Annotated in this window: 9 protein-coding genes; 4 read left to right on the forward strand and 5 right to left on the reverse strand. The window is 44.9% G+C overall.

Annotated elements, in window-relative coordinates; translation table 11 throughout:
• Positions 1 to 51 precede the first annotated feature (51 nt).
• Positions 52 to 597 (forward strand): DUF924 family protein, encoded by a 546-nt coding sequence (locus tag ACMAZD_RS02425; protein ID WP_435248429.1) that lies wholly within the window; start codon positions 52 to 54, stop codon positions 595 to 597.
• A 98-nt stretch (positions 598 to 695) separates the two neighbouring features.
• Here the strand turns inward: ACMAZD_RS02425 and ACMAZD_RS02430 are convergent, their stop codons facing one another.
• The 5 genes from ACMAZD_RS02430 to leuA form a co-directional block, all read right to left on the reverse strand.
• A complete protein-coding gene (locus tag ACMAZD_RS02430; protein WP_435248430.1) occupies positions 696 to 1,478 on the reverse strand; it encodes a DUF547 domain-containing protein in 783 nt (260 codons plus the stop codon).
• Between the two features lie 187 nt (positions 1,479 to 1,665).
• Positions 1,666 to 2,268 carry a 3-isopropylmalate dehydratase small subunit gene (leuD, locus tag ACMAZD_RS02435; protein ID WP_435248431.1) on the reverse strand — a complete coding sequence of 201 codons (603 nt, stop codon included), beginning with the start codon at positions 2,266 to 2,268 and terminating at the stop codon, positions 1,666 to 1,668.
• Positions 2,269 to 2,282: 14 nt separating this feature from the next.
• On the reverse strand, positions 2,283 to 3,695 hold the full coding sequence (gene leuC, locus ACMAZD_RS02440; RefSeq protein WP_435248432.1) for a 3-isopropylmalate dehydratase large subunit: 1,413 nt from the start codon (positions 3,693 to 3,695) through the stop codon (positions 2,283 to 2,285).
• Between the two features lie 117 nt (positions 3,696 to 3,812).
• Positions 3,813 to 4,904 carry a 3-isopropylmalate dehydrogenase gene (leuB, locus tag ACMAZD_RS02445; protein WP_017109323.1) on the reverse strand — a complete coding sequence of 364 codons (1,092 nt, stop codon included), beginning with the start codon at positions 4,902 to 4,904 and terminating at the stop codon, positions 3,813 to 3,815.
• A 97-nt stretch (positions 4,905 to 5,001) separates the two neighbouring features.
• Positions 5,002 to 6,549, reverse strand: coding sequence for a 2-isopropylmalate synthase (gene leuA / locus ACMAZD_RS02450; RefSeq protein ID WP_435248433.1), 1,548 nt, complete (start codon positions 6,547 to 6,549; stop codon positions 5,002 to 5,004).
• A 568-nt stretch (positions 6,550 to 7,117) separates the two neighbouring features.
• Here leuA and ACMAZD_RS02455 point away from each other — a divergent pair.
• From ACMAZD_RS02455 to ACMAZD_RS02465, 3 genes are read left to right on the forward strand one after another with little or no spacing between them, the layout of a single operon-like run.
• Complete coding sequence (locus ACMAZD_RS02455; protein WP_192889907.1) at positions 7,118 to 7,777, forward strand: TetR/AcrR family transcriptional regulator; 660 nt, start codon at positions 7,118 to 7,120, stop codon at positions 7,775 to 7,777.
• Positions 7,777 to 9,108 carry an efflux RND transporter periplasmic adaptor subunit gene (locus ACMAZD_RS02460; protein ID WP_435248434.1) on the forward strand — a complete coding sequence of 444 codons (1,332 nt, stop codon included), beginning with the start codon at positions 7,777 to 7,779 and terminating at the stop codon, positions 9,106 to 9,108. Before ACMAZD_RS02455 ends, ACMAZD_RS02460 begins: the two co-directional genes overlap by 1 nt.
• A complete protein-coding gene (locus tag ACMAZD_RS02465; RefSeq protein WP_435248435.1) occupies positions 9,105 to 12,212 on the forward strand; it encodes an efflux RND transporter permease subunit in 3,108 nt (1,035 codons plus the stop codon). The genes ACMAZD_RS02460 and ACMAZD_RS02465 overlap by 4 nt, the downstream gene beginning before the upstream one ends.
• The last annotated feature ends 171 nt before the right edge of the window (positions 12,213 to 12,383 follow it).

Consider the following 12,383-nt stretch of genomic DNA (forward strand, 5'->3'; position numbering starts at 1 on the left):
GTGAATTGTATTTAATGTGAAAAGCGTTTAGTTAAATTTAAAGGGAATTAGATGACATTAACTTATCATGATGTTTTAGAGTTTTGGTTCGATGAGCTGACGCCTAAGGATTGGTTTACTGGCGGTGAAGAGGTCGATGTTTTAATTAAGACTCGATTCTCTGAATTGCATAAAGTGGCTGTACAAGGTGAACTTTTTGAATGGCGTCAAACCGCGGAAGGGCGTTTGGCTGAGATTATTGTTCTGGATCAGTTTTCTAGAAATATTGGCAGAAACAATTCGGCTGCATTTTCAGCTGACCCAATGGTATTAGCTTTAGCTCAAGAAGCGGTTGCTGGTGGTTTCGATCATCAGTTGAATCAACAACAAAAAAGCTTCTTGTATATGCCTTATATGCACAGTGAATCTTTGTTGATTCATGAACAGGCGGTCTTGCTCTTTTCTCAGGCGGGTTTAAAAAATAATCTGGATTTTGAATTCAAACATAAAGTGATTATTGAGCGCTTTGGTCGTTACCCTCACCGTAATGAGGTGTTGGGGCGAGAGTCTACTGCCGAAGAAATTGAGTTTTTGCAGCAACCAGGTTCAAGTTTCTAGCTCTAGAGCACAGTGAAACAGATGAAAAGAGGCTAGTGGATAACATACCACTAGCCTCTTTTTTTGTTTAGCTTCATTCATGAGCTTTAATGTTAAAACTAATTCGCTTTGTTAAGTGACCAATCATAGTCATAACTGATGTTGTTGGTATTTGTGACAGGTTGAGTTCGATACTGGTTTAAGTGCTGAATGAGCTGTTTCTCTTTACCAAAATCCACAGCAAACCATTCGTAAATCGATGATAGTTGGAGCTTATTGCCTTTAACTAACACACCTTTGTCGCTATTAACAAACTCGGTCGACGCTTGTTCTAGCAGCGTTTCCGTATTGTCAGCAGTAAAGGCCTGAGATTGTAAATTAGGACAGCCTAAACTCGCACAGTTCACAGCATAATGCGTACGCGGATCTTGCCAAATCGGTCTTAAGATTCGATGCTCAATATTATTCAGTGTCAGCGACTTCCCATTGACCGTCACAACATCATCTCCCCAAGGCCCGAAACTGAATAGCCCGCCGAGCTTGGTGATGGATTTTATTGGGTAGGCATCAAGAATCAAATCGACGGTTACGGCGTTATATAGATTAACCCAGTAGGCATACTGTTCGGCTCTTGAATAGTCGAGTGGATTAACCTGTTCTAATCTCTGGATGTACTGCTTGAGTTTGGTCTTATCGGCAGTGTTCACTGCTTGGTAACGCAATAGAGTGTGTTGGCCTTGCTTGACTAAATAGCTATCGAGGAATTGCTGCCAATCTTGATGAGACACCTGTGTTGAGTTCGCTTCATTACTTTGGTTCCAGTATGGCCAAAGTTCGGATTTAGGTGCAGACCAAGCAAGGGTCGAGAAAAGTAGACTAATAATAAAGAGTAGTTGTTTCATGGTTTTCTCCTGATGACTGACTACTAAGACCTTATGCTTTACGATTTTCTTTCATGGCTCTTCAGTTAAATAGCGGAACTGATCTAAATAAAGGGCTGAGCTTAATAAGCACATTCAGTTAAAAGATCAGCTAAATAAAAAAGGTTGGCGCTAGGCCAACCTTTATATGTACACAAACTGTGTGATGCTATTTCAGGAAGCTAGGGATCTTAGCTTCAAATTCTGAAATCTTATCGGCGTGTTGAAGCGTCAGGCCGATATTATCTAGACCATTCAGCAAACAGTGACGACGGAACTCATCCATTTTAAACGAGTATTCTTTTCCATTCGCACTGACTTTCATTGCTTCTAAATCAACATGAATCTCAGCACCTTCATTCGCTTCTACGAACTGGAAGATTTCATCAACTTCCTGCTCTGTAAGACGAACTGGTACCATCTGGTTATTGATCGAGTTACCGTAGAAAATATCGGCAAAGCTTGGAGCTATCATCACTTGAATACCGTAATCGGCAAGCGCCCAAGGTGCGTGTTCACGAGATGAACCACAACCAAAGTTTTCACGAGCCAGTAGAATTGAAGCGCCTTTATAGCGTGATGCATTCATTACAAACTCAGGATTTGGATGCTGGCCTGCGTCATCGAGGAAGCGCCAATCGTGGAACAAGTGCTTACCAAAACCAATGCGGTTTACTTTCTGTAGAAATTGCTTTGGAATGATCGCATCCGTATCGATGTTGGCCGTATCTAGAGGAACGACTAATCCGGTGTGTTGTTGAAAACCTGACATGTTAAATCCTCTAATTAAAGTTCACGAATATCGACAAAGTGACCAGCGATAGCCGCTGCGGCTGCCATTGCTGGGCTAACTAGGTGCGTACGACCATCACGGCCTTGGCGGCCTTCAAAGTTACGGTTTGATGTAGAAGCACAGCGTTCTTGTGGACCTAGACGGTCGTTGTTCATTGCCAGACACATAGAGCACCCCGGCAAGCGCCATTCAAAGCCAGCTTCTATGAAGATCTTATCTAGGCCTTCAGCTTCAGCTTGTGCTTTTACTTGCTCAGAACCCGGAACGATTAATGCTTGAACATGTTTCGCTACTTGGCGGCCTTTTGCTACTGCTGCAGCTGCACGCATGTCTTCGATACGCGAGTTAGTACAAGAACCTACGAAGACTTTATCGACGTTGTAATCCGATAGAGATTTACCGGCTTCAAGACCCATATAAGCCAGCGCTTTTTCTGCAGATGCCTTTTCAACAGGGTCTGTAAAGCTTTCTGGTGCAGGGATTGGCGCGTCTACTGAGATAACCTGACCTGGGTTGGTTCCCCAAGTGACTTGTGGTTTGATGTCTGCAGCTTCTAGAGTTACTACTGCATCAAATTCAGCGTTAGCATCGGTTTTCAATGTGTTCCAGTATTCAATAGCGGCTTCTAAGTCTTCGCCCTCAGGAGAGAACTTACGACCTTTGATGTATTCGTAAGTGGTTGCATCTGGAGCAATCAGACCCGCTTTCGCGCCAAGCTCGATTGCCATGTTACATACCGTCATACGACCTTCCATTGTAAGGTCAGTAATGGCCTCACCACAGAATTCAACCACATAGCCTGTACCGCCAGCGGCCGTTGTCTTGCCGATGATCGCGAGCACGATATCTTTTGCGGTAATGCCTTCAGCGACTTTGCCTTTTACTTCGATCTTCATGGTTTGAGCGCGAGCTTGTTTTAGCGTTTGAGTTGCTAGAACGTGCTCAACTTCTGAAGTACCGATCCCGAATGCTAATGAGCCAAATGCACCGTGTGTTGCCGTGTGTGAGTCACCACATACGATGGTCATGCCCGGTAGAGTAATACCTAGCTCAGGGCCCATGACGTGCACAATACCTTGGTATTTATGGTTTAGGTCGTAGAGCGTGACGCCAAACTCTTCACAGTTTTTCGATAGCGTTTCCATTTGGATACGAGCCATCTCACCAGAAGCGTTGATGTCTTTCGTTTGTGTCGATACGTTATGATCCATGGTTGCAAAAGTTTTGCCTACTTGGCGAACTTTACGACCTTTTTCACGCAGGCCATCAAAGGCTTGTGGCGACGTAACTTCGTGGACTAAGTGGCGATCGATATAAAGAATTGGCGTTTCGCCCTTCGCTGCAACCGCAACGTGAGCGTCATAAACTTTTTCGTATAAGGTTTTTGCTTGCTGGTTTGTCGACATAGCTTTTCTTCCTTGGGATCATCAGTCCCAGTGTTTGTTGCTAGCCAAGTCAGGCTGTTTAAGCTGACTTGGCTTGATATTATTCTTATGTACTTGCTTCTAATCTAAGCATCTAGCTTACGAAGCTAAGATGTACTCAGCGATCTTGTCACCCATTTCTGAGGTAGTCAGCGCTTGGTTTTTGCCTGCAAGGTCAGCGGTTAGCTCACCTGCAGAAAGTGCTTTAGATACCGCTGTTTCGATGTCTTGCGCTGCGGCTTCTTCGCCTAGGCTGTAACGAAGCATTAGCGCTGCAGAAAGAATTTGCGCTACTGGGTTCGCGATGTTCTTACCTGCGATATCCGGAGCACTGCCGCCCGCTGGTTCGTATAATCCGAAGTTGCTTTCGTTCAAGCTTGCAGAAGGAAGCATGCCCATAGAGCCAGTGATCATTGCACACTCATCAGAGATGATGTCACCGAAGATGTTAGAACAAAGCATCACATCAAACTGAGATGGGTCTTTGATTAGCTGCATGGTCGCGTTATCGATGTACATGTGACTTAGTTTCACGTCTGGGTAGTCTTTCGCGACTTCTTCAACCACTTCACGCCATAAGATAGAGCTCTGCAGAACGTTCGCTTTATCGATTGAGTACACGTTTTTGTTACGTAGACGAGCAGATTCAAATGCAATCTTTGCAATGCGTTCGATTTCGTAACGGTGGTAAACCTCAGTATCAAATGCTTTTTCTGTTGCGCCTTCGCCTTCACGGCCTTTTGGTTGACCGAAGTAGATACCGCCCGTTAGTTCACGAACAACAACGATGTCGAAACCATTACCTGAAATGTCAGCACGTAAGGGAGAGAAAGACTCTAAACCTTTGTGAATTTGTGCAGGACGTAGATTACAGAATAGTTGGAAGTGTTTACGTAGCGGAAGTAGGGCACCACGTTCCGGCTGGTCATTTGGTGGGAGGTGTTCCCATTTAGGGCCGCCGACAGAACCAAAAAGTACCGCGTCAGATTCTTCACAGCCTGCAACGGTTGCTTCTGGAAGTGGACAGCCGTGGTTATCAATCGCGATACCACCAACATCATACTCTTCGCGAGAAAAGCTAATTGCGTGTTTCTTTTCAATCGCGTCTAGCACTTTGTGTGCTTGTTGCATGACTTCTGGGCCAATGCCATCACCAGGTAGTACGGCAATTTTGTATGATTTATCTGTCATGTTAATCCTTTAATTCTTGTTACTGAGCTGTTTGGCTCGTTTTAAATTTTGTCCCTAAAGCCAACAACATCGGCTCTAGGGCTCTGTTATTGGAGTATTAAACTGTCGCGAATTTTTGCTGCTTCATTTCAGCAATAGTGTCTGCGCGTTGAATACTATTGATAACGTGTAGCAACGCTTGACCAGAAGCTTCAACGATATCGGTTGAAACGCCCGTACCGTGGTACTTACGGCCTTTATAGTTAGCAATGATGTCCGCTTGACCTAAGCCATCTTCGCCTTCACCTTTTGCAGTCAGGTCGAACTTGTCTAACGCGATTTCGTAGCCTGTTAAGCGGTAGATACATTGATATAAGGCATCAACCGGGCCATTGCCGACAGCAGCTTCGCATTTCTCTTCATCACCACATTGCAATTTGATGCTGGTGGTAGACATAACACTACCAGATTGTACGCTTAGGTAGTTAAGTTTATAGAAGTCATCTTCATCACGTAGATTTGCGAAGTGCATCAATGCTTCTAGGTCGTAATCGAACACTTGTCCTTTACGGTCAGCAAGCTTCAAGAAGTCTTCGTACAATGAATCTAGGTTGTACTCATTGTCTTTATAACCCATCGCGTCCATGTGGCTCTTAACAGCGGCTCGGCCACTACGGCTTGTTAGGTTTAAGGCTTTGTTTTTCAAGCCAATAGACTCAGGTGTCATGATCTCGTAAGTGTTCTTGTTCTTAAGCATGCCATCTTGGTGAATACCTGAAGAGTGGCTAAATGCGTTAGCACCTACGATCGCTTTGTTGTCTTGAATTGGCATGTGGCAAAGCTGGCTTACCAACTTACTGGTACGGTGAATCTCTTTGTGATCCAAGCCGGTATGAACACCCAAAAGCTCTTGACGAGTTTTGATGATCATTGCGATTTCTTCTAAAGAACAGTTACCTGCACGTTCGCCAATACCATTGATTGTGCCTTCAATTTGGCGAGCGCCCGCTTGCACAGCAGCAATTGAGTTTGCAACCGACATACCTAAGTCATCGTGACAGTGAACAGAGATGATCGCTTGATCGATGTTGGGCACGCGATCGAATAACGTTTTGATGATGCCACCAAACTCATTCGGTACTGTGTAGCCCACGGTGTCTGGAATGTTGATGGTTTTCGCGCCTGCTTTAATCGCGGCTTCAACCATACGGCATAGGTTATCGATAGGGGTACGACCGGCATCTTCACAAGAGAATTCAACATCATCGGTGTAGTTACGAGCATGTTTGACAGCTTTTACTGCCATCTCTACTACATCGTCGTAGCTGCGGCGCAATTTGTCTTGCACGTGAACTGTTGAGGTAGAAATGAAGGTATGGATACGGAACTGGTCAGCAACTTTAAGCGCTTCTGCTGCGGCATCGATATCTTTCGCTACGGCTCGAGAAAGTGCACAAATACGGCTGTCTTTGATGTGCTTAGCGATAGTTTGTACTGACTCAAAATCACCTGGAGAAGAGATAGGGAAGCCAGCTTCGATAACATCGACACCCAGTCTCTCAAGAGCATAAGCGATCTGTAACTTCTCTTTTACCGTAAGGCTTGCAGCCAATGCTTGCTCGCCGTCACGTAAGGTAGTATCAAAAATTATTACTTGATCGTTCATGGGTGCTTCCTTATATCGATAATGAATCGATTGCTATCCAAATTATTATTAAGAATGATGTTCTTTTAAAAGTGCCAGTTACAAAAAAACCCGCTCAGCGCGGGTTTTAATATTTGTGTAGTTCTTGACCCACAACTTACCCGCGCGATTGGTTCACGATAAGGAGAAGTTTCAGCAGTCGAGAAGAAGAAAAAATCATTACACAAATATCCGTAAATAAACTGTTAACACCATATTTACCGTAATTTATTCTGAGCGTCAAACAAGAAAATCCAATATCAGCGTGCATTGGCAGTGTTTTGGTTTGGTTTGTGCTGTTTTTTGTTCTGATGTTGGCGAAATCGACTGATTGGAAGTTTTGTATTGGCGGGTTAGTTTATCGTTTGGCTGATGTGTAGGTTAAAACTTTGTAGTAAATCTTTTTAATGGAACGATTCACCAACAGAATTAAAAGTATGGTTCGATTTAATTAATCATTTGATTAAATAGTGAGTAATTAATCTTCTTCAGTTGCATCTATTTCTCTCTATAATTAATCATCTGATTAATTATAGACTAGGTCAAAGTGATGACAGCGCGCAAAGCAGGGCGGCCTCAACAGAATTTGGATGTGCGACAACTACTCATAGAACATGCTCGTGATCTGTTTGTTGTCCAACCATACGATAAGGTGTCGACACGCTTAATTGCCGAGCGTGCAGGCGTGAACATCGCGATGATCCGTTATTACTTTGGTAATAAAGCGGGCTTGTTTGAAGCCATGCTTCGCGAAACGCTGCGTCCTATGCAATTGCAAATGCAGAAGTTGGTTGAAGAGAGCAGTCACGAGAACTTTCTCGACCTAATGCGGACTTACTACAAAGAGATGGTTAAGGTGCCGAAGTTTCCTCGCTTGATTGCTCAAGTGATGAATATGCCACCTTCAGAAGTTCAAAGAGAGTTGCTAGAGAAGGTCTTTCTTGATGTGGCTAAGCCAGCGCAAGATGTCATCTTTGAAAAGTTAGTTGCGCAGGGTATCTTGAAACAAAACATGGATCCAAAACTGTGTCGCGTTTCGTATATAAGCTTGATGGTATTTCCTTTTATTGCACCGCCACCTTTGTTAGCGATCCACGGTATTGAGCTTAATGAAGCCTTTCTTAACCGCCTAATCGAACACAACATTCAATTGATGACCGAAGGCTTTATCAATGTATCTAGCCCTTCATCTGAGCAGGAACCCAAATAATGAAAATAAGTAAAAAGCTCCTATTCTTTCCGGCTCTAGCGGTTGGTGTTATCAGTCTTGTGGCTGCAATTAATTTGAAACCTGATCTGCCGACTAAGCCTGCGGGCGATCGATCTCGTTTAGTCGAAACCGTCAGTTTAGAACAACAAATGATCGCGCCGTTGGCGGTGGGCTTTGGCAAGGTGGAACCTAAGGTTCAATGGAAAGCCATTGCCGAGGTGACTGGGCAGATTGTTTATCGACATCCAGACCTAGAAAAAGGGCAGATCATTCCAGCGGGAACTGAGGTACTCAAGATCGATCCCTTAGATTACGAGTTGAAATTGGTACAAGCTGAAGCGGATCTTAAATCAAGTCAGACCTCATTAGCTAAATTGAACCAAGAAGAAGATAACCTTAAGCAGACTCTAAAGATCGAAAAGAACCGCTTAGTGATCAGCAATAAAGAGCTGCAACGTAAACAAGATCTGCGTAAGAAAGGGCTCACCTCTCAATCCGATGTTGATCTCCAGCAGCAAAGTGCGTTATCTCAACAGAAGATCGTATTGGATATTGATAACCAAATTGCGCTGATGCCAGATGAAAAGCGTGTCGCGGAAGCGGTGATTAAGGTCAATGTCTCTAAGGTAAAAGAGGTGCAACGATCTTTAGATAAAACAACCATCACCCTGCCTAGAGCGATGAGGATTGCGCAGGTCGATATCGAACAAAACCAAGTGGTTAATCTTCAGCAAGAGATGTTTGTTGCTCACGGGATTAAGGTTATGGAAGTTGAGGCGCAACTCTCTATTCACGATATGCAAACGTTAGCCTCAAGCTTTACTCAATTCCCTCGTGATGCCGCAGGCATACCGAAGCCTTATGAAGCACCGATCAAAGCAAGTATTCAGCTAAACAGTGGCAGCCTTAACCTCAGTTGGCCTGCTAAGGTGGCGAGAATCAGTGAAACCGTTGATGAGAACCAAGCCACTGCAGGGATCATTCTTGAGATTGGTCAAGACTATTCAGCTCTTCAGCCAAGCAGTGCCACTCCTTTGGTCAATGGCATGTTCGTCAAAGCGGAGATTGAAGGCTTAGCCAATCCGAGTTGGGTTGTGCCTGAACGCGCTTTACATGGCGATAAGATTTATTTGATGGATGACAGCCAGCGCTTACAAGTGGTGAATGTTGAAGTGCTTTATCGCCGAGATAACCAAGTGGTGGTGGAGGGTGAACTGCACGCTGGTGATAAGTTAATTCTCAATGACGTTTTACCTGCGATTGAAGGCATGCTGCTTAAAGAGTCGAAGCCTACTGAATTAGCAGCGGGTGTGCAGGAGAATGCGTCATGATTCGGTTCTTCTCCCGACACCCGACGGCTGCAAACTTATTGATGCTTGGTTTGTTGATCATGGGTTTGGCCTCATTATCAACCATCAAGCGCGAAACCTTTCCTGCCTATGATCCACCTTACATTATGGCGGCGATCGTTTATCCCGGTGCATCACCACAAGAAGTGGAAGAGAGCTTGTGTGTGCGAATGGAAGATGCCGTCGATGGCCTAGCTAATATTGAAGAAACTCAGTGTGAGGCAATAGAAGGCAGTGCTCGTCTTATTCTGAAGCTTAATGAGAAAGCAGACATCGGTCGAATGCTGGTGGACGTGCAAACTCAGATCAACTCGATCAATGATTTCCCGAGCGAGATTGAATCTCCAGTTGTTCAAGAGTTGGATTGGAATGAACCGGTAGTGGATATCGCGATTACAGCTGAAACTTCATGGCCTGAACTTAAGGCCTACGCTGAAGGCCTCAAACGTATCATGAAGCTTGATTATGATGTTTCACTGGTCGATGTTAGCGGCTTCTCTGATCACCAATATCTTGTGGAACTGGATACCCAAGCCATTCGTCAGTTAGGTTTGAGTGTCGGTGATATTGCAGACCAAATAGGTCGTCAGAATGTAAAGCTACCAAGTGGTAACGTTGAGACGCCAGACAAAAACTTCTTGATTCGTTTTGATGAAAGACGAATTACGCCGGTTGAATTAGAGAGTATCGTGGTTGGATCAGCGCCGAATGGCTCAGTGATCCGTTTGAGGGATATTGCTAAGATCACCGATCGCTTTGAACTGGATGAACAGAAGGTTCTATTTGATGGTAAGCCTTCTGCGCTATTGAAGATCAGTAAAAACAAAGAAGATGATGCGCTACGAATTAAAGAAAACGTCACCCGATTCGTGGAAGATCAGAGCGCGATAGCCCCTGATGGCGTGACACTTCAAATGACCAATGATCTCTCGTCTGTACTTTGGGATCGTTTAACCATGATGGTACGCAACGGCTGGCAAGGTATTGTGCTGGTGTTTGCCACCATGTGGTTGTTCTTCAGTTTGCGATATTCATTCTGGGTGGCGGCAGGTTTACCCGTCGCTTTCCTTGGTGGTTTGTTCTTAATGGCGAACCTTGGCTTGTCGATCAACATCATGTCACTGGTCGGCCTATTGATGGCGATCGGTATTATGATGGATGACGCCATCGTAATTGCCGAATCGATAGCCTCCCATTTAGATAGGGGGCAAAACGTTGATGATGCGGTATACAACGGTGTTAAGAAAGTGCTCCCCGGGGTGTTATCTTCTTTCTTAACCACGGTGTGTATTTTCGGTAGCTTACTATTCCTTGATGGGGAAATGGGCGCGGTGCTTAAAGCGGTGCCTCAGGTTCTTATCTTGGTGTTGTCGCTGAGCCTAATCGAAGCGTTTCTTATTCTACCAAATCACTTATCTCATTCATTACGCAAAGAAAAAAATGACAAGCCAGCGCTGCGTTTCAAAGTTGTGTTGTTAGAGAAGTTTGAGAACTTCCGCAATACAACCTTGGTGAACATGGTCGAGAAGGTGGTCACGTTCCGTTATGCCTTTATGGGTGGTGTGATAACTCTGCTGTTGTTATCTATCTCCTTGATTGCTGGTGGCGTTGTCAAATTCCAGCCCTTCCCTGAGTTGGATGGCGATATTGCTGAAGCGCGTATTATTCTTCCACCGGGCGCATCACTGTCTCAAACCGAGAGAGTCGTCGACAAAATAGTCGCTTCTGCTGAACGTTTGAATGAGCAGTGGAGTGAAGACGTAGAGGACGGTAATAAATTGGTTGAGCATATCACCAGCCAATTCAATGCTAACGCAGATGCCAATGAATCAGGCCCACACTTAGCCACTGTGCGCTTAGACTTGCGTGGTGCAGAGAGCCGCAACACCGTTATCGATGATTTTATTGATGCATGGCGGGAAGACATCGGCGATTTGGCTGATCCTATCTCGCTAGTTTTCAAACAGCCTACGATGGGGCCGGGCGGACGTGCTATCGAGATCCGCGCCAAACATGATGATCTTGCTGCATTGAAATCGGCTTCTTTAGATATTCAGGAGTACCTTAATCAGTTTGATGGTGTGCATGGCGTGCTTGATGACATGCGTATGGGTAAAGAAGAGATCTTAGTTAAGCTGCGCCCAGGTGCGGAAACCTACAATGTGAATGGGCAGATGATTGCTTCTCAGCTACGTGCGGCCTTCTTTGGTCAGACTGCGGATGAGATTCAAATTGGAGTTGAGAATATCTCGATTGAGGTGCGACTTGATAAAGAACAGGCTGGCGATTTACAGCAACTGGCTAACTTCCCCATTATCACTGCAGATGGCAGCCAGATTCCGCTAGCAACGTTGGCAACGTTAGATTTCCAACGCAACTACGTACGAATTCAGCGTATCGATGGCTTGAGAACCATCAGTATCTTTGGTGATATTGATAATAAGAAGGCGAGCTCTGCAGCAATTTTGGCTCAGTTCCAAAAAGATGAAGCAGCCAAGCTTATTCAGAAATACCCGGGCTTACGCTTCGATTTTGAAGGTGAAGCCAAAGATGCGGCTAAGACTGGAGCCTCGATGGGTAAAGGTTTCTTGTTGGGGTTATTCGGTGTGTTTGCGATTCTGAGTTATCAGTTCCGAAGCTACTTGGAACCGGTCGTCGTAATGTTAGCGATTCCACTGGCCTTCATTGGGGTAGTTGTCGGTCACTGGTTGTTAGGGCACGCGTTAAGTATGCCGAGCATGATGGGCTTTGTGTCGCTTGCGGGCATTGTGGTCAATGATTCCATCTTGTTAGTGCAATACATTCGTCATCACGTCGACGAGGGCGATAGCGTGCATGACTCGGTGGTGAAAGCCAGTCGCGAGCGTTTCCGTGCGGTATTCTTGACCTCAATGACGACAGCGGCAGGTTTGCTACCGTTGTTAACGGAAACCAGTTTACAGGCACAGGTTATTCAGCCGCTGGTTATCTCGATCGTATTTGGTATTTTTGCCTCTACCTTATTGGTGTTGTTCATGATCCCTGCGGCTTACGCCATCTTGGCTGACTTTGGTTTAGTGAAAAAGCATGAGCCGCTAATGGACTAGAAACGAGATAGATATCGGTTATTACCTATTCTAAGAACAATAAAGCGACCTTGAGTCGCTTTATTTGTATCTAAGTGCTCACGACCACGACTTCGGTTAGTCATTCACTTCAAAATTCATTTTAGTTCATTCAAAACGTCACTTAACTGTCATTTCAGGGGCATACCTTGA

The organism is Vibrio sp. nBUS_14 (assembly GCF_051201655.1).
Lineage (GTDB): Bacteria > Pseudomonadota > Gammaproteobacteria > Enterobacterales > Vibrionaceae > Vibrio.

Bases quoted from the DNA above. Each gene is read 5' to 3' on its own strand.
- ACMAZD_RS02465 (WP_435248435.1), top strand. From the start codon at position 9,105: ATGATTCGGTTCTTCTCCCGACACCCGACGGCTGCAAACTTATTGATG.
- leuD (WP_435248431.1), bottom strand. From the start codon at position 2,268: ATGTCAGGTTTTCAACAACACACCGGATTAGTCGTTCCTCTAGATACG.
- leuC (WP_435248432.1), bottom strand. From the start codon at position 3,695: ATGTCGACAAACCAGCAAGCAAAAACCTTATACGAAAAAGTTTATGAC.
- ACMAZD_RS02455 (WP_192889907.1), top strand. From the start codon at position 7,118: ATGACAGCGCGCAAAGCAGGGCGGCCTCAACAGAATTTGGATGTGCGA.
- leuB (WP_017109323.1), bottom strand. From the start codon at position 4,904: ATGACAGATAAATCATACAAAATTGCCGTACTACCTGGTGATGGCATT.
- ACMAZD_RS02460 (WP_435248434.1), top strand. From the start codon at position 7,777: ATGAAAATAAGTAAAAAGCTCCTATTCTTTCCGGCTCTAGCGGTTGGT.
- ACMAZD_RS02430 (WP_435248430.1), bottom strand. From the start codon at position 1,478: ATGAAACAACTACTCTTTATTATTAGTCTACTTTTCTCGACCCTTGCT.
- ACMAZD_RS02425 (WP_435248429.1), top strand. From the start codon at position 52: ATGACATTAACTTATCATGATGTTTTAGAGTTTTGGTTCGATGAGCTG.
- leuA (WP_435248433.1), bottom strand. From the start codon at position 6,549: ATGAACGATCAAGTAATAATTTTTGATACTACCTTACGTGACGGCGAG.